This window comes from Myxococcus sp. CA033 (assembly GCF_013336625.1).
Classification (GTDB): domain Bacteria; phylum Myxococcota; class Myxococcia; order Myxococcales; family Myxococcaceae; genus Myxococcus; species Myxococcus llanfairpwllgwyngyllgogerychwyrndrobwllllantysiliogogogochensis.
This window is the reverse complement of sequence record NZ_JABUMU010000022.1, coordinates 20,618-41,614: the sequence shown is the minus strand read 5'-3', so window position 1 is coordinate 41,614 and position 20,997 is coordinate 20,618. Positions and strand designations below refer to the sequence as shown.

The following is a 20,997-nucleotide window of genomic DNA, read 5'->3' as shown; positions in this document are numbered from 1 at the left end:
TTCGTGAAACGAGTCGGGGCCGCTCCCACCCAGTGAATGGGTCAGGAAGCGGCCCCGACGGGTGATTCAGGACGCTACAGGCGGGCGACTAGTTCTCCAGCCGCGAAATCAGCAGCTTGCGCTGGAGCGTCAGCGCCTCCGGGGCCTTGGTGCCCAGCTGCTCGAAGAAGACCTCCTGGCTCTTCAGCTCGGTCTTCCACTCGTCCTCCTTGATGGAGGTGGCCTCCGCGATGACGTCCGCGGGGACGTCCAGGCCCTTGAGGTTGAGGCCCTCGTCGGCGCGCGGCACCCAGCCCAGGAGCGTCTCCTTCGTGGGGACGCGGCCATGCACGCGGTTCACCACCCACTCCAGCACGCGCATGTTGTCGCCGAAGCCCGGCCACAGGAACTTGCCGTTCTTGTCCTGCCGGAACCAGTTCACCTGGAAGATCTTCGGCAGCTGGGGAATGGTCTTCTGCATGTCCAGCCAGTGCTGGAGGTAGTCGCCCATGTGGTAGCCGCAGAAGGGCAGCATGGCCATGGGGTCGCGGCGCACCACGCCCACCTTGCCGGTGGCCGCGGCCGTCGTCTCGCTGCCCATCGTCGCGCCCAGGAACACGCCGTGCGTCCAGTTGAAGGCCTGGATGACCAGCGGAACCGTGGTGGAGCGACGGCCGCCGAAGATGAGGGCGGAGATGGGCACGCCCGTCGGGTCATTGGCCTTGGGGCTCAGCGCCGGGTTGTTGGACATGGGCGCGGTGAAGCGGCTGTTGGGGTGCGCCGCCTTCTCCGGGCTGCCCTTCTTCCAGGGGCGACCCTGCCAGTCGGTGAGCTCCTCCGGGACTTCGCCGTCCTTGCCCTCCCACCACACGTCGCCGTCGGCCGTCAGGGCCACGTTCGTGAAGAGGGTGTCCTTGGAGATGGTCTCCATGGCGTTGGGGTTCGTCTTGTAGTTGGTGCCGGGGACGACGCCGAAATAGCCGGCCTCCGGGTTGATGGCGTACAGGCGGCCATCCGGGCCCGGGCGCATCCAGGCGATGTCGTCGCCGACCGTCTCCACCTTCCAGCCCTTGTACTCGGCGGGCGGAATCATCATCGCGAAGTTCGTCTTGCCACACGCGGACGGGAAGGCGGCGGCCACGTAGGTCGTCTCACCCTTGGGGCTCGTCACGCCGAGGATGAGCATGTGCTCGGCCAGCCACCCCTCCTCGCGGCCCAGGTAGCTGCCGATGCGCAGGGCGAGGCATTTCTTGCCCAGCAGCACGTTGCCGCCATAGCCCGAGCCGAAGCTCCAGATGGTGTTGTCCTGGGGGAAGTGACAGATGTAGCGGCGGTCCGGATTCACATCGCCGGTGCTGTGCAGGCCGCGGTTGAAGTCGTCGCTGTCGCCCAGCATGTCCAGGGCCTGCTTACCCATGCGCGCCATGATGCGCATGTTCAGCACCACGTAGACGCTGTCGGTCAGCTCCACGCCGATCTTCGTGAAGGGGCTGCCGATGGGGCCCATGGCGTAGGGCACCACGTACATGGTGCGGCCCTTCATGCTGCCGGCGAAGTGCTGCTCCAGCTTCGTGTACGCCTCTTCCGGCTCCATCCAGTTGTTGGTGGGGCCCGCATCCGTCTTGTTGGGCGTACAGATGAACGTGAGGTGCTCCACTCGCGCCACGTCGTTCGGGTTGGAGCGGTGCAGATAGCAGCCCGGCCGCTTCTCCTGGTTCAGCGGGATGAGGATGCCCTCCTGCACCGCCTGCTCCGTGAAGCGCTTCTTCTCGGCCTCGGAGCCGTCGCACCAGACGATGCTGTCCGGCTGGGTCATCTTGGCCATCTCGGCCACCCAGGCCAGCAGCGTGGGGTTCTTCGTGGGGGCCACAGAGGCCGCCGCCGCCACTTGCGTTGAAGCCATGGAAGTTTCCTTGTGTTGTCTCAAGAGAGGGGCTCCCTATCCTGGTGAAAAAGGGCGAGCACCCTACCAGCGGGAGAAAGGTCAAAACTTCTGGAAGGGGCGCCCAAAAGCAACTGGCGTCCGGCAGTCAACCGCCCCCCCAGGCGGGGCTCTACTAATTCCACTTATCAGCGGCCGGGCATCTAGTAGTTGACGGCGCGGTGCGGCAGGGACTCACCGTCCGCACCCGGAGGGTACAGGTTGGGGCCCCTCCGGGTTTTATGACCATCGCCATCGTCCTGGGCATCGTCGTCGTCGCGCTGGTGCTGTTCTCCATCGACACCATTCCCATCGAGGTCAGCTCGCTGGTGGTGGTGTGCTTGTTGGCGCTGACGGGAGTGCTGACGCCGGCGCAGGCGTTCGAGGGTTTCAGCAACGACACCGTCATCTTCATCTTCACGCTGCTGGCGATGACGCAGGGGCTCGCCTCCACGGGCGTGGTGCAGCTCGTCGGGCAGCGGCTGGCCTTCTTCGCGCGCTTCGGCCACCAGACCTTCGTCATGGCGATGATGACGGTGGTGGCGGTGTTCTCCTCCATCATCTCCAACACGGTGACGACGGCGGCGTTCCTGCCGGTGGCCATTGGCGCGGCGAACCGGGCCAAGGTGCCCAAGAGCAAGGTGCTGCTGCCGCTGGCGTACGCGTCGATGCTGGGCGGCATGGTGTTCCTCTACGGCACGTCCACCAACCTCGTGATGTCCGCGGCGTTGGAGCGCATGGGGATGCGCGGCATCGGCGTGGCGGAGCTGGCGCCGGTGGGCCTGCCGGTGGCCGTCATCGGCATCCTCGTCGTGGTGGTGCTGGGGCCCCTGCTGTTGCCCTCGCGCGAGGGCAAGGCCGGCGAGGAGGAATGGGTGCTGCGCGACTACCTCACGGAGGCGGTGTTGCCGGAGGGCTCGCGCTACATCGACAAGCCGCTGGCGGAAATCACCGAGGGCCTGGGGCTGCGCGTCATCGGCATCGTCCGGGACGGGCGCGCGGCGTCGGCCGAGCCCACGCAGTTGTTGCGTGGCGACGAGCGGCTGCTGGTGGAGGGCAGTCGCGAGGACATCCTCCGGGTGAAGGACCTGCGGGGCATCGAAATCCGTCCGGACCTGCGGCTGGCGGATGAGGACCAGCTCGACAAGGACACCGCGCTGGTGGAGGCCACGGTGCCGCCGGGCAGCGCGCTGGTGGGCCGGAGCTTGAGGGAGTCGCTCTTCGTGGAGCGCTACGGGCTGGTGGCGCTGGCGCTGCACCGTCACCCGAGCATCCAGCGCGTCACCAAGCTCCAACTGCTGGGTCGCATCTTCGGCGAGCGGCGCATGTCGCTGCTGCCCCTGGCGGTGGGGGACGTGCTGCTCCTGCGCGGGCCCCGGCAGAAGGTGTCGGAGCTGGCGGAAGGGGGCCAGTTGGTGGTGCTCGGGGGCCATGACTACCAACCGCCGCGCTATGGCAAGGCGCTGCTCGCGGTGGTGCTCTTCCTGAGCGCGCTGGCCGCGGGCTCGCTGGATATCGTCCCGCTGTCGGTGGCGGGGCTCACCGGCATGCTGGCGATGATTGCCACCCGCTGCGTGGACGCGCGCAACGCCTTCCGCGTGGACTGGCGCGTGGTGTTGCTCATCGGGTCGATGATGGCGCTGGGGCTCGCCATGGAGGTGAGCGGCGCGGGGAAGTACCTGGGGCGGCACGTGGCGGAGCTGGGCGACTTCGGCGGGCCCCGCACGGTGCTGGTGGCGCTGATGCTGCTCACCATCCTCCTGTCCGCGCCCATGTCCAACCAGGCCGCGGCGCTGGTGGTGTTGCCAGTGGCCCTCAACGCGGCCACCCAGCTGGGCGTGGACGTGCGCCCCTTCGCCATGGGCGTGACGCTGGCGGCCAGTTGCTCGTTCATCACCCCGCTGGAGCCCAGCTGCGTGCTCGTCTACGGGCCGGGGCACTACCGCTTCACGGACTTCTTCCGGCTGGGCACGCCGCTCACCGCGCTCTTGCTCTGCGTGCTGACGGTGGCGGTGCCGTGGGTGTGGCCGTTCGAGGGGAAGGCCGCGAAGGCGTCAGTGGATGGCGGCGCGAAGGCCGACCTCGTCCAGCACGCGCGCTTCGTGGCCGAGCATCCACTCCAGTCGCTCGCGCACGGCGGCCTCGTCGCCTCCGTTGGCGGTGACGGCCAGACGGAAGAAGAGCGACTGGTGCCCGTCCTCGGACTGGGCCAGCTCCCCGTAGAAGCGGGCGAGCGCCGGGTCCGTGAGCCCTTCGGCGAGCAGTGACAGCCGCTCGCAGGAGCGCGCCTCGATGACGGCGGCGACGAGCAGCCTGTCCAACCTGCGCTCCAGGGCGGGCGTGCGCACCAGCTTCTGGAGGCCCTGGGCGTAGGGGTCTCCCGCGTCCTTGGTGAGCGTCAGCCCCCGCGCTTCCATCAAGTCCAGCACGCGGGCCAGGTGCGCGCTCTCCTCGCGCGCCAGCCGAGCCATCTGCGCCGGCAGGCCCGGCAGGTCCGGGTACGCCTGGAGCATGGAGAGGGCGTTGGCCGCGGCCTTCTTCTCGCAGTGGGCGTGGTCCACCAGCACCGCGTCGAAGTGCTCGAGCGCCAGCGGCAGCCAGCGGGGGTCCGTGGCGCGGTGGAGGATGACGGGGCCCTCTCCAGAGAGGGGACGGCGGGAAGGCGTGGGACGGCTCATGGAGGGCGCGGACCGTACCGCATCCGTACCTGGGGCCGCGAGCTACTCCACCAGCACCAGGCGCCACGTGCGGCCGGCCAGGTAGCCGACCTTGCGGGCGATGCGCGCGGTGCTCTCGTCGCGCTCGTCGATTCGCATCGTCAGCCGGGGCAGCGAGGACAGCAGGTGCCGGGAAATCTGTCCCAGGCACAGCGTCGCGTGGCCCTTCTTGCGCTCGGCGGGCACGGTGTACAGGCCCTCCAGCTCCGCGCCGTACTGGGAGCGGCTGCCGATGTCGACCTTGAGCACCAGCGCGTTGTTCTCCTCCAGTACGTACGTGCGGCGCTGGCGCACGCGCTGCTCGACGCGCGCCTCGTAGCCGCTCGGGTCCTCCGACAGCGGGTCTCTCTCCAGCGCCTCGCGCACGTAGCCCTGCGCGAGGGGGAGCAGGCGGGGCAGGTCCTCTTCGCGGGCCAGCCTCAAGAGGGGATTGGTGAAGGGCCCCAGGTCATCCGCGGACACGGAGAACAACCGCTGGGTGCGAGACAGCCTTGGCTTGCCGGGGGACAGGCTGCGCAGGAGCGCGTCCACGGCGGACTTGTCTCCCACGGTGGCCCGCAGGCGCAGCGAGGAGGCCAACGCGTCCGCGATGACGCTGGTGGCGCCCGCGTCGCTGGCGCTGGGGACGACGAGGCCCCCTTCACCCCCCACGAAGACCGCGGCGGTGAGCGCCTGGTTGTCGAAGCGGCCGTAGAAGGCGAAGGGGATGCGGCCCCGCGCGGCGATGCCGAACTCCTCCAGCAACCCCAGCAGGTAGAGGTTGTGGACCGGGTCCTTCGAAAGCAGCGCCCGCAGGGCGTCCGCGTCCTGGGGGCCAAGCTGTTCGACGGAGACGGGCATTGAGGGGCGTGAGGGCCTCGGGACCATACGCAAAACCGGGGCTCACGGGCCAGCCTCCATGGGTACGCGGAATTCGAAGGGATACACCACCGTCGCTTTTCCACCCCGGGAAGGGGTGGGGAACCCGATGTCCAGGAGTGAATCCACGACGCACGCCTGCACCATCGGGTCCGGAATGGTGCTCACCAGCAGCTCGCCCCCCCTCATCTCCCCGGTGCCCCCACCCCGGGCCTCCACGATGAAGCGCAGCTTCACGGCCTGTGGGCCCCGGTTCCGCTGTGCGGAATCCTCGAAACATTGCTGCACGAGCGGAGTGACGGCCTTGATGGCGGCCTCGATGTCCTCCGGGCGGAGGTCACCGTCGACGGACTCGATGACGGGCTCGGTGGTGATGACGCGGCGCAGGTCCGGCTGGTCGGGGCCGGGGAGGACGGGCACGGCGGACTGAGGGGAGGGGAAGGCGGGGGGCGGCACCACCGGGGGCGGCCGGCGCGCGGGCGGAGTGGGCTCCGGGCGGACGGGGGCCTCGACGGGCGGGGGGGGCTCGTCCGGAGGCGGTGCGTCACCGGGCTGGGTGAGCCAGAAGGCCACGGCGGCCAGGAGGACGAGGATGCCCAGGCAGACCAGGGGGAGGACGACCCAGCGGGTGGCGGAACGCTGTTGGGACATACACGCTCTTGGGGTGCGGGAAGGGCGGGGGAGGATATGCCGGGGGTCGACGCCCGTGGGCGCTCAGTCGCAGGAGCGCTGGTCGGGCTTGCCGTCCGTGCATTGGCCCACGGGGGCGAAGCGGGACTCGGCCTCCGCGACGACTTCGTCCACGGGCCGGGCGCACTCGGCCTCCGCGAGCGTGCCGCGAATCTCGAACAGACGCAGCACCTCCGCGCACCGCTGCTGGAAGGTCTTCACCCCGTCCTTGAAGAGCGGACGCATCACCCGCGGCGAGAAGGCATAGCCGCTCGCCGTCGCCAGCGACGACTCCGGACGGAACATCCACGAGGAGCGCCAGCTCGACGCCACCTGCTCGAAGCGCGCCGGCCCCATCCACATGCTCGTGGCGGCCTGGAGTGAGCGTGGCTCCGTTGGCACGAAGCCCGTGCCCGTGCGACGGCAGTAGGTGGGCACCGCGGTGGGGGCCTCCACGTTCGCCAGCCGCAGCGTGCAGACGTTGTACTCCGCGAAGCGCCGGCCCACGGCGGCCAGCTCCGCCTGCTGCACCTCGCCCACGCGCGGCTGCGCGACGAACAGGTCGATGGTCCGCAGCAGCGTGCTCACCGCGTTCTCCGGCGGAGGCTCGGGCGTCGGCTCCAGGCCGCCCGTCGAGACGACGAGCACCCGCTCCGCGCCGCGCTGCACGGCCTGGAGCAGCGGCAGCCCCGAGCGCACTCCGCCGTCCAGGAACGTGCCCTGGTAGCGCCCCGAGCGCGAGGGAATCCACGGCACCGGCTCCGCGAGCACCGGCTCGACGATGGACGCCACCACCGCGTTGATGAGGCCGTCCACGCGCTGCGCGTCCGTCGCCGTCGGCGGGAAGTCCGCCGGGTCCTGGTCGCTGATGCCGAAGACATCCCCGGTGTTGAAGTCCACCGAGACGGCCACCAACTCCGTGCCGTTGGTGAGCTGCGCGGGGATGACGGCGGCGCGCAGCTTGTCCTGCACCCCGTCGAAGCGGACCAGCCCCTTCAGGTCCGAGGCAATCTTCCAAATCCACGTCGAGTTGACGCAGTAGAGGTCCGACTCCACCGAGCACGTGTAGTTGCCGAGGAGCATGTCCCGCGCCTTCTGTTCCTGGCCGGGCGTGTGGAACAGGTCCACCATCGTGCCGATGAGCGCGCCGGTGCTGGTGCCCGCCGCCAGGTCGATGCGCGCGTCACCGCACCCCTCGGGCTCGGGCTTGCCCCGGCACTGCTCCATCACCCCGAGCAGCCGCCACATGATGCCGGCGCTGAAGGCCCCATTGGCTCCGCCGCCGCTGAGCACCACCGCGTTGGATGGACGCCCCAGCTTGCGACTCCAGCGGCGGGCGCTCACGTACTGGGCGGCGGACTCGGCGCCTTCACGCAGGCCCTGCTTGAGCAGGAAGGGATTCATCGGGTCCTGGAGCGAGTCGCCCAGCGCGGCCAGCGACGCGGCGATGCCCATCGCGTTGCCGATGAAGCGCTGCGCGTCGACCTCGGCGGCCGTGGGACGGGTCGGGTCCACCGTGCCCGGCATCGCCGGCAGGCCCCACACTCCTCCCGCCACCGTCTTCTTCAAGAAGGTGTCGTAACAGGAGGAGTTGCTGCCTCCCGCATTCGCTCGCAGACACTCCACCTGCTCCGCGATGACCTCGGACGCGCCGCCCAGGGCGGACATCCACTTCGCTGCTTCCGCCGGGTCCGCGTAGGCGTCCACCAGGTGCGAGCGCGTCAGGCGCCCCACGCGCTCCCGGAGGGACACGGGCAGCGGCGGAGTCTTGGGCTCCGAGGGCGCGTTGAGCTCATCGAGGATGTAGCCGGTTCGCAGGAAACAGCCGCTCGACAGGGCGGCCATCGCCGCGAGGCACAGCAGGTACGTGCTACTTCGGTTCACGAGGTCCCCCGTCAAGGAGCGCATGGCGGGGGCCCGGGAAGCGGACGGCGGGGCACCCCTTCGTCACATCGCGAAGGGGACGTTAGCGCATGCGGCCCACGCGGGAGGGGCGACAAACGAAAGGCCCACCCCTGGGGAGAGGTGGGCCCGCTGCTCCTGGACTTCATGGCCCGGGAGGGCGAGGGGCCCTACGGGTACACCTCGCGGCGAGTCGTCGTGGTGCGCGGCGTGGGGGAGATGGCCCCTTCCGCGTGGACACGCTGGCGCTTGCTCACCCCCAGCCCCGCGCCGAGCACCGAGGCGACGAGCCCCAGGAGCAGCGCGCCGAAGACGCCCCAGAAGGCGCGCCCCGTCTTGTCGGCGGCCTGGAGCGCGCCCTGCTGCACCTGCTCACCCACCTGCCCCACCTTCGCCTTGGCGCCGTCAATCTGTATCTGGACGCGGTTGGCGACGTCCTCCGAGTCCTGCCGCGACAGCCGCGTGTTCTCCGCGATGGAGGTGACGAGCAGCTCGCGGTCCACGTTCCCCGTGCGCACCGCGGTGGTGACGATGTCCTTGGTGGCCGCCTCGAGCTGATTGGCGGTGATGGTCGGCTTGCCCTCGGCCTTGAGCCGCTCGTTCACGGGACCGAGCGCGTCGTTGGCATCCAGGCCGAACGCCTGGGCCGCGTTCCCACCCTGGGAGGCCGCGCCCGCCACGGCCGCGCCGGTGGCGCCCACCACACCCGTGGTGGCCTTGAACGCCGTGCCGACGACGGTGGACACGACCATGCCCATGAGGACGACGCCGGCAATCGTCGTCAGGCCCCACATCACCGCGCCGTGCATCGCGCCGCCGGCCTTGTCCACCACGCCCGCGGTCCTCGCGGCCAGGAAGCCGCCGATGAAGAGGGCGATGAGCGGCGCGATGAGGCCCCAGATGCCGGTGCCGATGCCCGCGGAGCGCGCGCTGTCGGGGTTGCTCGGGTCCACGGAGGACAGGCCGAGCGCGAGGCCCAGCGAGTACAAGAGGATGAGCACGCCGAGCGCGACGACGGTGCCGCCGAGAATGGCGCCCCAGCTCAACTTGAAAGGCGTTCCCGCGCTGGCGCCGATGACGCCAGGTTTCTCGTTCTCCACGATGGTGGTTGCCATGGGCCGGGCCTCCTGCCGCGGTGAGCACCCAAGGGACGGGCGTGCTCGGGTCCGCGGCAAACATGGGCATCGTCGGGCAACGGACGATTCCTCACCCCAAGGACGCCCCCTCGGTGGGAGGGGGACGGCGAAGGCTCACCGCAGGCCGAGTGCCTCGATGAGCACCGCCTCTCGCGCCACCACGGGCGAGCGGGGAAGGGCTTCCAGCGAGAAGGCGCGCACCAGCGCGTCGAGTGTCCTGGGACTCCCATCGCCCAGGCCACTCCATGCGGCGAGCAGGCCGAGCACCCGCTCGGGAGCAAGTCCTCGCTCGCGCAGCTCCGCGAGCGCGAAGGCACCCTCGCGCTTGGCGAGGCGCTTGCCGTCCTCTCCATTCACGAGCGGGACGTGGAGGAAGTCGGGCGCCTGCTCACCCAGTGCCGTGTAGAGCTGGAGCTGGCGGGGCGTGGACGACAGCAGGTCATCGCCGCGCAACACGTGGGTGATGTCGGTGGCGGCATCGTCCACGACGACGGCGAGCTGGTAGCTGGCGACCCCGTCATTGCGGCGCACCACGAAGTCGCCCACCACCGCGTCCACGTCCTGCGAGTAGGGCCCCATGAGCGCGTCGACGAAGCGCACCTCTCCAGGCCGCGCGCGGAAGCGCCATGCTGGGGCTCGCGTCTTCGCGCGCTCGGCCCGCTGGTCGGCGGTGAGGTGGGCGCAGGTGCCCGGGTAGCGAGGGCCTTCCTCGGACAGGCCGTGGGGCGCGCTGGCGGCGCGAGCAATCTCGCCCCGGGTGCAGAAGCACGGATAGACGAGGCCCTCTTTCTCCAGCGTGGCGAGCGCCTCGCGATAGATGTCATCGCGCTGACTCTGGACCAGGGGTGTCTCGTCCCAGTCGAGGCCGAGCCAGCGCAGGTCCGCCATCAAGTCCTCGACGTACTGGGGCTTGCAGCGCGCGCGGTCCAGGTCCTCGATGCGCAAGAGGAAGCGGCCCCCGGCGGCGCGAGCCTGGAGCCAGCCGAGCAGCGCGCTGCGGATGTTGCCCAGGTGCATGCGCCCGGTGGGGCTGGGGGCGAAGCGCCCGCGAAAGCCGCTCATGGCCGGACCAGCGGTCTGCGGATGGGGTCCACGGGCTTCCGGGTGGGCGCCGTGGGCTTCACCGGGTTCGACAAGGGGACGGCGTACACGCTCTGTGCGGCGCGAGTGACGCGCGAGGCACCCGGCGTGGGCGACAGGGGCGGTGTTTCGGTGAGCCCTGCCTCCACACCTCGCGAGGCCAGCTGGGCCGCGAGCGCGCGCAGGGGCTCACCAGCGTCGAGCAGCTCCAGGTCCATCGCGAGGCGAGGCAGCCTGCGCGGCGCCGCGTCCCCAGGCGCGAACACGAAGGCATCGAGCGCGAGCCCGGTGTCGGAGCGAGACAGGGTGCCGAACACGACGAGGTCCGCGCTCGCCTCGCGTCCCAGCGTCGATGCGGCCTGGAGCGCGGAGGTGTCGAGCCGATTGCCCGAGAGGGCGAGGGCCAGCGCGGCCGTGGCGCCGGTGCCAGTCGGCTGAATCGTGAAGGTGACTTCGCGCTCGGGGAGTGCCTCCACGACGCCGCCCACGGACTCACCGGAGGGAAGGGTGGCGCGCCACAGGTGCGCACCGGGAGGCACCTGCGTGACACGAACAGGCGTGGTGCCCGCGGAGGACCCATCGAGCGTGACTTCGAGGCCCTGTGGAAACGACTCGAAGCGGAGGACGCCGCGAGGCTGGGTGGCATGGGCCGCGCGGACGCGCTCGACGGTGTGGGCGAAGAGGGGCGAGGTGGCGGCGAGGGGCAGCGGACGACCTGGAGCGATTGCCAGCGCGTGGGTGAGGGCGCTCGCGGCTTCGTCATCGCGACCGATGGCGTAGCGCACGGCGGCGCGCAGGGCATACGTGTCCGCGAGCTCGGCGCCGTCCTGGAGGTGGGTGGCATTCGCGGCGTAGGCGTCCAGGGCGCGTCCGAGGGCGGTCTCCGCGCGGGTGAAGTCGCGGGCCGCGCGCGCGGTGGTGGCCTCCTGCACGGCGGCCTGGGCGGCGGCGAGCGCGTCCGTCTTCACGTCGGTGGGCGACGGCACGGGAGGCTCCGCGAGGGCGAGCCCCGCCATGCCGTGGATTTCCGAGGCCAGTCGCGCGGCGAGTCGAGGACCTGCGCGCGCGGGCACGTCTCCGGAGACAGCCTGGAAGGGCAACACGGCCACCTTCGTCCGAGGCGCGCGTCGTGGCGCGGCGATGGAAGAGGCACCCAGGAGGAGGCAGAGCAGGAGCGCGAGTCGCGTCATGGTCGGAGCGGGGAGGAACCGACCGAATTCCTAGCACGGAGCCGCGTGCCGCGCTCCGCCCGGCCGATGTTCGGGCCGGGGGCTTCGTCTTGCCGCGATGATGTCAGGTCCTTCCGCTCATGGTCCTCCTGCCTGTCAGCGTGGTCGTCGTGGTGGTCGTGGTCGCCTCCATGCGACGCCATGGGAAGGTGAGCGCGAGCGCAAGGCCCGCCAGCCCCACGATGCAGTAGATGAGGCGCGAGAGGGCGCTCGCCTGCCCCTGCGTGTCGCCACCGAAGATGGCGTTCACGAGGTTCCAGTTGAAGAAGCCAATCAGGCCCCAGTTGATGGCGCCAATGATGGCGAGCACGGCCATCACCTTGGCGAGCACTGACTTCAGTCGGTCTGCTTCCAGTCGTTCCATGGCCTGTCTCCTCGTGTTGTCGAGAGTGTGAGCCGAAGGTGCTCGGTGCCTCTCATCGAGGGCGGGGACCGTCGGTATCCCTCGGTCTTCAATCTATGGAGCACCTGGAGCGCTCGACGCGATGGCCCGGCCGCCCTCGTGGTTCGCGGCGCTGCGGCCGAGGTGTCCCGTCCATGCTCAACGAGGACGGGAGCGTTCCACCGGAGGCACGAGTTCCCGAGGGGCGTCTCGAAGCCAGGGACTGCTCATCGTTGGGGCGATGAAACAGGATGCGAGGAACAGGAAAGACCCCTCCCGGCATCGCGCCTTGAAGGTCGCGCTCGGCGTCGTGGCCATGGCGTTGGTGCTGGTCGTCGGCGTGTTGGCGCTCAACCCTTCCTGGCTCGCGCAGCGTCTGCGCGGACAGGTCGAGACGGCCGCCACCCGGGCCCTTGGCCACAAGGTGACTCTGGAGAAGCTGGATGCGCAGTGGTTCCCGAAGCCTGGCGCCACGATGACGAACTTCCGGGCCGAGGGTGAAGGCGACGAGCCGCCCTTCCTGGAGGCCTCGCGTGCGACGGCCACCGTGCGGTTGTGGCCGTTCATCCGGAGCCTCGGCAAGGACGTGCGCGTGGGGGCGGTGAAGCTGGAGGAGCCTCGGGTCAACCTGGTCCGGCGCGCTGACGGGACGTGGAACTACGAGTCCGTCGGGAGTGCTCCGGGCAGCTCCAGCGGTGAGTCTGGAACAGGGGCCTCCACGGAGGCCTCCATCGAGAGCCTTCGGATTCAGGATGGCGTCGTTCAGGTGACGGACAGGCAGGCGGCGGGGGGCACGGCCGTGGCCGCGCTCCGGGACCTCGATGTGGACTTGAAGCACGTGGGGCCGGGCCTGCCGCTCGAGGGCACGATGAAAGCGGCGGTCGCGGCCTCGAAGCAGAACGTGGAGGCGGACTTCAAGGTGGACCCACTTCCCGCCGGCAAGCCCGCGCCCGGTCAGCCCTGGCCCACGGTGACGATGAAGCTGCGCGGAAGGGATTTCTCCGTGAGCGAGATTCGCGACTTCCTTCCGCCCTCGGCGACCGCCTACTTCACGGGAGGGTTGGTGGATGTCGACGCGGAGGTAAAGACGGACCAGGGACAGTACGTCCTCACGGGCCATGGAGCGGCGAAGGGGCTGAAGCTGAGAGGGGACCCGGCGAGTGGTTCGTTCGATTTCAACTCACGCATCGACCCCGCTAACGCGAAGGCTGCGAAGGTGAACTTCACGCGCCTCGCGCTCGCGGGTCCAGGTGTCGATTTGGGCGGGACGGCTTCGGTGCAGATGGCGCCTCCGCGCGTGCGGTTCGCGTTGGAGGGGAAGGAGCTCGATTTGCAGCACCTGCTGGGGGCGCTTCCCAACGAGCCGAAGAAGCAGGAGTCCTCCACCACGACCACAGCGCTTCCCGCCACTGTACGCGCGAGGCTCGGGAAGGTGGAGGTGGATGGGACGCTCAAGCTCGCGAGCCTTCGTCACGGGACACTCCAGGCGACGAACGTGGACGTGGAGGCGGAGCTGGATGACGGGGTGCTCCTCATCGAGCGAGGAGGGGCGACGGTCTATGGCGGGCGCGCGGACCTCACGGGGACGAAGGTGGACCTCACGAAGTCGCAGCCCGCGTGGACGCTGAAGGCGAACCTGGACGGGATTAACACCGCGCAGGCCTTCCAGGCGCTGTCTGGACAGTCGTCGTTGCAAGGTCTCGCCAGTGGAGAGCTGCAGCTCAACGGAAGTGGCCTGGATTGGGCGCAGGTGCGTGACCGCGTCACGGGGGGAGGGAGCGTGCGTCTTCGCGACGGCGCGCTCACGACGGCGGACCTGGGGGGCGCGTTGGCTCCGGCCCTGTCGCAAGGACTCTCGGCGCTGGGGCAGAAGGGGGCGGCGGGGACCGTGGAGAAGGCGGGGAAGGGTACGCAGTTGAAGGACTTGAACGCACGGTTCAGCGTCAGGAACGGCTGGGTTTCTTTCACAAAGCCCATGGCGTTCCAGACCGACCTGGGAAACGGAACGCTGGATGGCAGGGTGGGGTTGGATCAACGGTTGGCGCTCAAGGGCACGATTGAGGCGTCCAAGGATTTCGTCTCGGGACTCACCGGTGGGGCTGTTCCAGTGAAAGAGCCGGTGTCCATTCCGCTCACCATCACCGGAACGTTGAAGTCGCCCAAGGTGAACGCGGGGGGCCCGACGGATATCGCGAAGGGATTGTTGCCGGCACTGCCCGTGCCCAAGAGCATCCAGGACCCGGTGAACCAGGCGCGCAAGAGCCTGGGTGACCTCCTGAAGCGACCCGGCAAGAAGTAGGGGACGGGTTACTTCGCGGGAGGTTGGATGGGCTGGGGCTTCAGGCCGTGACGTTGCTTGAAGTCCGGCCACTCGCGCACGAAGTCCTGGGCGTTCCCGGCTTCGATTTCAGAGAAGCTCTTTTCCGACGAGTAGCTCCAACGGGGACGTGGCGAGGGGTGCTCACCCATTCGTTCGCGCAGCAGGTCGAAGGCCAAGATGGCCCAGTGGGGTGGAGGGCTCTCGGTGACGACCGTCTCGAGGACATTCGCGACCACTCGGTCGACGTCCTTGCTGGGAAAGCCGCGAAGGAGCTTGAGCAACAGCGCGAAGGTGTTGTCGAAGGAGGGATAGGCGACGACGTCGCGAGCCAGTTCCTCGCGATAGCCTTGGACCCGCGACCTGTCCGGAGGCGCTCGTGGGTCGTAGAATGAATGGACCGCATCGAACTCTTCGGACCCCAGGTCGGACACGCCATCCCAGCGTGTCACGGGATGGATGGCGGCGAGCACCCTCCAGTCCGAGTGCGCCTCCTCGAAGTCGGGTGTCTCCCCAGCGAGTCGTGCCTGAATCCATCGGTCCAGTGCCTGCCGGGCCGCTGTGATCACCCGTCGGTAGGCTGCCACATCCGAGTCGCTGGCTGCGAAGCGCGTCCCACAGAACGGCCACACGGGCACCCATTGGCCATCCTCCTTGTTGAGGAACGCGACGACCGTAAGCCCTACCTGGACATTCGTGTCGCATGGGCTCGCGGACAGGATGAATGTCTCGACGCGCTCTCCGGTGCGTACCGAGCCTTTCCAGGTCTCACGAACCTCCAGGGTCACGCTGGTGACGTATCCCAACCCCACGTAGTCCTCCGGATCATTTGGCCGCTCGCGCACGCTCTCGACTTCTGCCCAGACGATGAGCTGGGCCTCGTGCGCCTGCTCCCAAAGCGTATGCGGCGGAGCGGGGAATGAGGCCCTGGCTTGGGGCGCATGGCTGAGCACCGTGACGAGTGTCAGGGCGAGAAGTTGATGTGTCGCTCTGGCGGCTGTCCACCGAGAAGCAGCGAGTGTGGATGGCGCGGTTCGAAGTGCGAGGGGCGATTGTTCACGCATGAGGGCAGCTCCTGTGAAGCAGGAACATCCCGTTCCATGCATGGAGGTCGCTCACGCGGACTCCATCGCTGCATCATGCTTTCATCACGAGGCCGCCCAGGTTGCAGCCTCCGCGTACGCGCGACGGCCTCCACCAACGCGGCAAGAATGAGGGTCGGGGCATGGGCGCGAGTCGCGCACGGAGGGTACCGTCCGCCACTAGAAGGGGATGGTACCCCCTGTTTCGTCGACGAGGGGCGCGGCGAGAAACACGAGCCGTCGGGGCTTCAGTCCATGACGCTTCTTGAAGCTCAGCCAGTCCCGAGCGAGAGCCCTGGCTTGTTCCGCCTTGGCTTCAATGGGGCTTTTCGAAGGCACTCTCTTGTACCAAGGGGTCCGTGGTTCGGGCTTCTCGCCGTGACGTTCGCGCAGCAGGTCGAAGGCCTTGGATATCCAGGGGGGCGCCCCCTGCTCCACGAAGACTGTCTCGAGGACATTCGCGGTGGCCCGGTCGAGATCCTTGTTGGGGAAGCCACGCAGGGTGGTGAGCATCTGCGCCACCGTGAGGTCAAACGATGGCTGTTTCGCGAAGCCGTGCGTCAGTTGCTGTCGCTGGGCTCGTGTCAGCGCGGCGGCTCCCTGTGACAGTTCGTACAGTCCATCCCAGCGTGTCGCCGGATGAAGCGCGGCGCGTACCTGCCAGTCCAGGTGTTCCTGCTCGCTGTTGGCAGTCTCCCTGCGCTGGAGTGGTGCCGAGCGGGCCTGCGCATCCCGGGCGGCCGTCACCGCCCGCCGATACGCATCGACATCGGCGGGGTTCGTCGGATGGCGCGTTCCGTAGGACATGCCCACGGTCCACCAGCGACCGTTCCCGCTGGACAGGAACGCGATGACCGAACGCCCGGCTTCGTAGCGAGGTGGCGCCGGGCACAGGATGTCCGATGAGAACAGCACCTCGACGTGCTCCCCGGGACGCACCGAACCCTTCCACGTCTCCCGGATCTTCAGCGTCGCGATTTCGTCGTCGTCCCATGGCATCCCCTGCTCATCGCGTTCTCTTGGCGCGATGTGCACTCGCTCGACGTCTGCCCAGACGATGAGCTCCGCCTCTTGCGTCAAAGGCCACAGCGTCACGGGTGGGATGGGATAGGCCTCGGCGCGCGGGACGTGGATGAGCAGTCCGACCAGGGTCAGCGCCAGCAGTCCGCGTGTTGCCTCGGAGCCGGGCCACCAGGCGTCGCGCGTGGGAGTGCCATCGAGAACCGGGGCGGGGGGCTGCTCACACATGGACGTTCCTCCTGAGGAGGAGAAGCATCCCAACCCTCATCGACCCGGAGGCCGACTGGGGTCCATGTCTCCATCATGGTTCCGTCACAAGCCCGCCCGGGGCCGCCTGCTCGCACAGAGATGTCTCTTCCCCTCCATCCGCATCCAGGGAGAATGCCGGCACCCGGCCGGCCGTTGCCCGGGCGGGAGATTCGATGCGCTTCATCCACTGCTCCGACGTCCACATCACCGACGACTACTTCGCGCTGCCCCTGCGCCGGCTCGGCTGGCGTCGCTGGGTCGCCCTGGCCGAGCTCACCGTGGGTGGCCGCGCGAAGCGCTACGCCCGCGCCCCCCACGCCCTTTCCGCCATCGCCCGCGAGGTGCAACGCCACACGGCCGACCACTTCATCCTCTCCGGTGACCTCACCGCCTACGCGCTCGACAGCGAGTTCCGAGGCGCGCGCGAAGCGCTGGGCTCCCTGGCGGACGACCCGCGCCGCTGCACCATCATCCCCGGCAACCACGACGTCTACACGCCGGGCAGTCACCAGAAGGGCCGCTTCGCGAGCCACTTCGGTCACCTGCTGGAGAGCGACCTTCCAGAGTACCGCCGCGAAGGTGCCTTCCCCTTCGTGCGCCTCGTGGGCACCGAGGCCGCCGTGGTGGGCTTGCTGTCCGCCCGCGTCCCGCTGACCCCGGGTCTGTCCTACGGCGTCATCGGCGACGCTCAACTCGGGGGGCTGGCGGCCCTGCTGAAGGACCCTCGGCTGGACGGGCGCGCCGTGTTCGTCGTCGTCCACCACGCGCCCCTGACGCGCAAGGGACAAGCGGACCACTGGCACCACGGCCTGCGAGACGCCCAGGCCCTGCTGCGCCTGCTCCCCGGCCCGCGTTACGCGGTGCTCCACGGCCACATCCACCAGCGCTACCACCACCCCGCCACCGCCGAGCGCCCCCACATCTTCGGCGCGGGCTCCTCCACCGAGGCCGGCCACGAGGGCTACTGGCTCATCGAGGTGGCCGGGGGGCAGGTGCTGGGCGGGCAGCCCCAGACGCCGGCCCTGTGACAGCCAGCGTCCATGGCGGTAGAACGCGCTCATGACGCATCCGCCGCACGCACCGCCGTCCACGGATTTGAGTCTGGAAGAGTACAAGGCGCTGCGCGCCCTTCAGCGCGCCGTGGATGACCTGCTGGAAGAGAGCCTCAGGGAACGAGAGAACCTCACCCAGTCCTTCCGCCGCTGCTTCCCGCCCATCCTCGCCCTCACCGGCGCCCGCGCCGTGGCGCTGACGACGCGTGACGAGGACCTGCGAGTGCAGACCTGGTGCGAGGGAGACTGGGGCGAGGACTTCCCCGGGCCCCTGCTGGAAGGCCCCTCCGGCGTCCGGCGCCTGGGAGAGGCGACGCTCGTCACCCAGCCGCTCGACGTCGCTGGAGACCGCGTGGGCTCCTTCGGCCTGCTCTTCACCGGGGACCACGCGTCACCGGAGGCCTCGGCGCGAGTCCTGCGCGTGCTGGACACCATCGCCGAGCAGCTCGACACGGTGCTGTGCATGGTCCACACCGCGTCGGAGAAGCACCAGCTCATCATCCAGTGCAACGCGCACCTGGCCAACCCCGTGTTCGAGGTGGGCATGGACCAGGCGGTGCTGACGCTGGCCCAGCGCGTGCGCCTGCCGACCTTCCTGTTGCTCTACCGCGACGCGGTGCGGGCGCAGGTGCTGCACTACCGCATGTACCGCCACGGCCACCTGGAGTTCGAAAGCGGCGAGCAGCCCAGTCCGGACCTGGAGAAGGCCCTGCGCCAGCACGGCCACCGGCTCCTGGCCGCCGAGGTCTCCGCGCTGCGCCAGTTGCTCCCCGGCCGCACCACCGAGGCGGTGCTCATCTCCGGCGCCGCCACCAGCGAGCCCCTGGGCAAAATCGCGGTCTCCTGCGACGAGGGCTTCTCCGCCTACGCCATGGACCTCATCCGCGTCCTGGCCTCCACGCTCAGCCAGCGCCTGCTCGACTACAACCGCGAGCGCATCCACCTGTCGCAGTTCTTCCCCAACGCCATCATCGACGCGCTGTTGCAGGACCCCAACTACGCCCAGCACCTGCGCGCGCAAGACCAGGAAGTGGGCATCCTCTTCGCGGACATCAACGGCTTCACCCGCATCTGCGAGCACGGCTTCGACAGTCCGCGCAGCATCGCCCGCTTCGTGGATGAGTGGAGCGCGCGCGCCGTGGACTGCATCTGGGAGCACGGCGGTGTGTTCGACAAGATGGTGGGCGACTGCGTCATCGGCCTCTTCGGCCCGCCCTTCTTCAAGTCCAGCCGCGTGGAGCGCTCGCAGGCAGCGGTGCGCGCAGCGTGTGACATCCAGGCGCTCACCGCCGCGCTGGGCGCTCGCGAGGAAGTGATGGCGCTGTGCGAACGCGTGAAGCTGCCGGGCCTGGGAGTCGCTGTCGGCGTCAACCTGGCGAACGCCAACTGCGGCCTCTTCGGCCCCAACCGGCAGTACACGGCGTTCTCCAGTGGGATGAACCAGGCGGCGCGACTCCAGTCGCTCGCGGGCTTCCGGGAGACGCTGGTGATGGCGAGCGCGCGGGAGGCACTGGTGGGCTCGCGGGAGCCGTTCGTCCAGCGACTGCGCTTCGGCGCGCTCGCGGAGACACCGGTGAAGAACGTGGCGCAGCCCCTGCGCCACTACCGCCTGGAGCCGCTCACGCCGTGAGGTGCGAGGCCGCGTAGCGCCGGGAGAAGTGAATCCACCGGCGCTCGTCCACTTCCACCTGCCACTCGGAGTTGGGTGTCAGCGGCAGCCGCTGCTTGAGGAAGCTCTCCAGATGGTCCGCGGCCTTCACCGGCGTGAGGCCCGGCGCGCGGAACGCGATGTGGAGCGAGACTTCGAGTCCGTCGGAGACGTCGACGGAAGCGCAGATGCGCAGCGCACCCACGCGTCGTTGATAGAGCGTGTTCTGCCCGGGCCACGCGGCGGGGTCTGTCTCCCGACGAATGACCGCGAGCCAGTTGGACGGCTGGAGGATGAAGTCGAGCAGGTCGCTGCTCGCTTCTTCCGTCGTTGCGTGCTCCTGGATGGAAAGCATCGCCCACCTCCCCTGGGAAGCCGATGGAAAGAATGTGCCCACGGCCATGGAGCGTGCAAGAGGCCCCCCACGGAAACCTCGCGGGTGTCCGCCAACGACACAAGCTTGCGAAATCTGGTGTGGGACCGGGACCGCATTCGCCGGCGGCGCACGTTAACGGGGGCGCCTGACATGCGCGCGCCCAACCCGCCACCTGCTCACGGGCTGGTGGGAAGTGAACGGCGGGAGCGTCGCTCCACGGCGGACTTGAGCTGACCACAACCCGCGTCGATGTCGATGCCCCGGCGTTGACGCACGGTGCTGGGGACACCGTGCGACATCAGCACGTCCTGGAAGGCGCGCACCGATGCGGGCTGACTCGGGTCACCGTCGTAGCCCACGGTGGGATTGAGGGGGATGACGTTGACGTGCGCGTCCATGCCGCCCAGCAGCGCGCCCAGCGTGTGCGCGTGCTCCGACGTGTCGTTGCGGCCCGCGATGAGCGTCCACTCGAAGAAGATGCGGCGCTTGCGTCGGGCGATGTAGTAGCGGCACGCGTCCATCAGCTCGGCCAGCGGCCAGCGACGTCCCGCGGGCACCAGCGCGGCGCGCTCCGCGTCGGTGGCGCCGTGGAGGCTGACGGCCAGCTGCACCGGACGGTCCTCGTCCGCGAGCCGGCGGATGCCGGGCACTACGCCCACGGTGCTCAGCGTGATGAAGCGCGGCGCCAGCGCCAGGCCCAACGGGTCCACCAGGACATCCACCGCGGCCAGGGTGTTGTCGTAGTTGTGCAGCGGCTCGCCCATGCCCATGAGGACGACGTTGCGCAGCGACTCGCCGGACGCGCGGAGGATGCGCTGCACGTGGAGGATCTGCCCCACGATTTCGCCGGGGGTGAGGTGGCGCGAAAGACCCATCTGTCCCGTGGCACAGAAGACACAGCCCATGGCGCACCCGGCCTGGGTGCTGATGCACACCGTCGCACGTCCCTTGAAACGCATGAGGACGGTTTCAATCGTCTGGCCGTCTTCCAGGCGCAGCAGGAGCTTGTGGGTGAAGCCGTCGGAGCTGAAGGCCTCGTGGTGCGTGGCCAGGTGGCTCAATCGGGTGCGCTCACGCAGTGTGTCGCGCAAGTCGGAGCGCAGGCCCTCCACTTCGTCGAGCGCTTGAGCCTGCTGACGGTACAGCCCGGACCACAGCACGTCGCGGTGGTGGGGCCGGAAGCCCCAGTCGGACAGCAGCGCGCCCAGCGCGGGCCGCGTCAAATCGTAGAGGTTGGTGGGCGTGTCGGACGGCATGGCCAGGGCCCCAGATAACACACCCGGGCCGGCGTCACCCGGGGCCGCGCGGGCCGCTGGGCACGGGGCGCGCGAAGACTCCCACCCGGCATGCCTGGCGGGCGACCCGGCGAGCCCCCGGCGC

The 20,997-nt window shown here is 69.3% G+C and carries 16 protein-coding genes and 1 pseudogene; 4 read left to right on the top strand and 13 right to left on the bottom strand.

Annotation, left to right across the window (positions count from 1 at the left end; translation table 11 throughout):
- Positions 1-88: 88 nt before the first annotated feature.
- Positions 89-1,882, bottom strand: a complete 1,794-nt coding sequence (locus tag HUA78_RS34945; protein ID WP_141647128.1) for a phosphoenolpyruvate carboxykinase (GTP) — start codon at positions 1,880-1,882, stop codon at positions 89-91.
- Between the two features lie 260 nt (positions 1,883-2,142).
- On the opposite strand from HUA78_RS34945, the pseudogene HUA78_RS34940 reads away from it, so the two are divergent.
- A pseudogene (locus HUA78_RS34940) lies at positions 2,143-3,954 on the top strand (SLC13 family permease); the annotation flags it as partial.
- On the opposite strand, the gene HUA78_RS46855 reads toward HUA78_RS34940, so the two are convergent.
- From HUA78_RS46855 to HUA78_RS34905, 8 genes are all read right to left on the bottom strand, one after another.
- Entirely contained in the window at positions 3,955-4,578 is a 624-nt protein-coding gene (locus HUA78_RS46855; RefSeq protein WP_141647126.1) for a tRNA-(ms[2]io[6]A)-hydroxylase, read from the bottom strand. It lies immediately after the preceding pseudogene.
- Positions 4,579-4,620: 42 nt separating this feature from the next.
- Complete coding sequence (locus HUA78_RS34935; protein ID WP_174454700.1) at positions 4,621-5,457, bottom strand: GNAT family N-acetyltransferase; 837 nt, start codon at positions 5,455-5,457, stop codon at positions 4,621-4,623.
- A gap of 42 nt (positions 5,458-5,499) precedes the next feature.
- A complete protein-coding gene (locus HUA78_RS34930) occupies positions 5,500-6,126 on the bottom strand; it encodes an AgmX/PglI C-terminal domain-containing protein (RefSeq protein ID WP_174454701.1) in 627 nt (208 codons plus the stop codon).
- Between the two features lie 63 nt (positions 6,127-6,189).
- A complete protein-coding gene (locus HUA78_RS34925; protein ID WP_174478159.1) occupies positions 6,190-8,028 on the bottom strand; it encodes a patatin-like phospholipase family protein in 1,839 nt (612 codons plus the stop codon).
- Between the two features lie 188 nt (positions 8,029-8,216).
- Positions 8,217-9,161 (bottom strand): hypothetical protein, encoded by a 945-nt coding sequence (locus HUA78_RS34920; protein ID WP_141649077.1) that lies wholly within the window; start codon positions 9,159-9,161, stop codon positions 8,217-8,219.
- Between the two features lie 135 nt (positions 9,162-9,296).
- A complete protein-coding gene (gluQRS, locus tag HUA78_RS34915; RefSeq protein ID WP_174478158.1) occupies positions 9,297-10,244 on the bottom strand; it encodes a tRNA glutamyl-Q(34) synthetase GluQRS in 948 nt (315 codons plus the stop codon).
- The gene (locus HUA78_RS34910) at positions 10,241-11,452 is read right to left on the bottom strand and encodes a PEGA domain-containing protein (RefSeq protein ID WP_217442712.1); all 1,212 of its coding nucleotides are present in this window, start codon (positions 11,450-11,452) and stop codon (positions 10,241-10,243) included. The genes gluQRS and HUA78_RS34910 overlap by 4 nt, the downstream gene beginning before the upstream one ends.
- Positions 11,453-11,555: 103 nt before the next feature.
- Positions 11,556-11,855: a DUF378 domain-containing protein gene (locus HUA78_RS34905; protein ID WP_174454705.1), complete on the bottom strand. Its 300-nt coding sequence runs from the start codon at positions 11,853-11,855 to the stop codon at positions 11,556-11,558.
- Positions 11,856-12,162: 307 nt separating this feature from the next.
- On the opposite strand from HUA78_RS34905, the gene HUA78_RS34900 reads away from it, so the two are divergent.
- Positions 12,163-14,172, top strand: a complete 2,010-nt coding sequence (locus HUA78_RS34900) for an AsmA family protein (RefSeq protein ID WP_254624067.1) — start codon at positions 12,163-12,165, stop codon at positions 14,170-14,172.
- A gap of 8 nt (positions 14,173-14,180) precedes the next feature.
- On the opposite strand, the gene HUA78_RS34895 is transcribed toward HUA78_RS34900, so the two are convergent.
- The gene (locus HUA78_RS34895; protein ID WP_174478156.1) at positions 14,181-15,035 is read right to left on the bottom strand and encodes a hypothetical protein; all 855 of its coding nucleotides are present in this window, start codon (positions 15,033-15,035) and stop codon (positions 14,181-14,183) included.
- A gap of 417 nt (positions 15,036-15,452) precedes the next feature.
- On the bottom strand, positions 15,453-16,367 hold the full coding sequence (locus HUA78_RS34890; protein ID WP_174478155.1) for a hypothetical protein: 915 nt from the start codon (positions 16,365-16,367) through the stop codon (positions 15,453-15,455).
- Positions 16,368-16,714: 347 nt separating this feature from the next.
- Here HUA78_RS34890 and HUA78_RS34885 point away from each other — a divergent pair, with 347 nt between their 5' ends.
- Both HUA78_RS34885 and HUA78_RS34880 read left to right on the top strand, forming a co-directional pair.
- Positions 16,715-17,569: a metallophosphoesterase gene (locus HUA78_RS34885; protein ID WP_174478154.1), complete on the top strand. Its 855-nt coding sequence runs from the start codon at positions 16,715-16,717 to the stop codon at positions 17,567-17,569.
- A gap of 31 nt (positions 17,570-17,600) precedes the next feature.
- Positions 17,601-19,223 (top strand): adenylate/guanylate cyclase domain-containing protein, encoded by a 1,623-nt coding sequence (locus tag HUA78_RS34880; RefSeq protein WP_174462974.1) that lies wholly within the window; start codon positions 17,601-17,603, stop codon positions 19,221-19,223.
- On the opposite strand, the gene HUA78_RS34875 is transcribed toward HUA78_RS34880, so the two are convergent.
- Both HUA78_RS34875 and rlmN read right to left on the bottom strand, forming a co-directional pair.
- Positions 19,213-19,596, bottom strand: coding sequence for a hypothetical protein (locus HUA78_RS34875; protein WP_141641950.1), 384 nt, complete (start codon positions 19,594-19,596; stop codon positions 19,213-19,215). The two genes, HUA78_RS34880 and HUA78_RS34875, sit on opposite strands and share 11 nt — an antisense overlap.
- Positions 19,597-19,793: 197 nt before the next feature.
- Positions 19,794-20,873, bottom strand: a complete 1,080-nt coding sequence (gene rlmN / locus HUA78_RS34870) for a 23S rRNA (adenine(2503)-C(2))-methyltransferase RlmN (RefSeq protein WP_174462973.1) — start codon at positions 20,871-20,873, stop codon at positions 19,794-19,796.
- Positions 20,874-20,997 lie beyond the last annotated feature (124 nt).

Bases quoted from the DNA above. Each gene is read 5' to 3' on its own strand.
- HUA78_RS34945 (WP_141647128.1), bottom strand. From the start codon at position 1,882: ATGGCTTCAACGCAAGTGGCGGCGGCGGCCTCTGTGGCCCCCACGAAG.
- HUA78_RS46855 (WP_141647126.1), bottom strand. From the start codon at position 4,578: ATGAGCCGTCCCACGCCTTCCCGCCGTCCCCTCTCTGGAGAGGGCCCC.
- HUA78_RS34935 (WP_174454700.1), bottom strand. From the start codon at position 5,457: ATGCCCGTCTCCGTCGAACAGCTTGGCCCCCAGGACGCGGACGCCCTG.
- HUA78_RS34930 (WP_174454701.1), bottom strand. From the start codon at position 6,126: ATGTCCCAACAGCGTTCCGCCACCCGCTGGGTCGTCCTCCCCCTGGTC.
- HUA78_RS34920 (WP_141649077.1), bottom strand. From the start codon at position 9,161: ATGGCAACCACCATCGTGGAGAACGAGAAACCTGGCGTCATCGGCGCC.
- gluQRS (WP_174478158.1), bottom strand. From the start codon at position 10,244: ATGAGCGGCTTTCGCGGGCGCTTCGCCCCCAGCCCCACCGGGCGCATG.
- HUA78_RS34910 (WP_217442712.1), bottom strand. From the start codon at position 11,452: ATGACGCGACTCGCGCTCCTGCTCTGCCTCCTCCTGGGTGCCTCTTCC.
- HUA78_RS34905 (WP_174454705.1), bottom strand. From the start codon at position 11,855: ATGGAACGACTGGAAGCAGACCGACTGAAGTCAGTGCTCGCCAAGGTG.
- HUA78_RS34885 (WP_174478154.1), top strand. From the start codon at position 16,715: ATGCGCTTCATCCACTGCTCCGACGTCCACATCACCGACGACTACTTC.
- HUA78_RS34880 (WP_174462974.1), top strand. From the start codon at position 17,601: ATGACGCATCCGCCGCACGCACCGCCGTCCACGGATTTGAGTCTGGAA.
- HUA78_RS34875 (WP_141641950.1), bottom strand. From the start codon at position 19,596: ATGCTTTCCATCCAGGAGCACGCAACGACGGAAGAAGCGAGCAGCGAC.
- rlmN (WP_174462973.1), bottom strand. From the start codon at position 20,873: ATGCCGTCCGACACGCCCACCAACCTCTACGATTTGACGCGGCCCGCG.